1 protein-coding gene is annotated in these 329 nt (G+C 66.0%); it reads left to right on the forward strand.

What is annotated here, in order from left to right; translation table 11 throughout:
- Positions 1-329 (forward strand): B12-binding domain-containing protein (locus ACTT8P_RS38550; RefSeq protein ID WP_442836443.1); only part of this gene is annotated, 329 nt, incomplete at both ends.

The raw sequence follows: 329 nt of genomic DNA on the forward strand, positions 1-329 counted from the left end.
GGCGAGCGCAACGGTCTGGAGGCCGACCTCGACGCCGCGCTGGCCGCCCGCCCCGCCCTGGAGATCGTCAACGAGGTGCTGCTGGACGGCATGAAGGTGGTCGGTGAGCTGTTCGGCTCGGGCCAGATGCAGCTGCCGTTCGTGCTGCAGTCGGCCGAGGTGATGAAGACGGCCGTCGCCTACCTCGAACCGCACATGGAGAAGACGGACGACGACGGCAAGGGCACGATCGTGCTGGCCACCGTCCGCGGTGATGTGCACGACATCGGCAAGAACCTGGTCGACATCATCCTGTCGAACAACGGCTACACGGTGGTCAACCTCGGGAT

The sequence above is a fragment of the Streptomyces sp. JW3 genome (genome assembly GCF_052216785.1).
Lineage (GTDB): Bacteria > Actinomycetota > Actinomycetes > Streptomycetales > Streptomycetaceae > Streptomyces.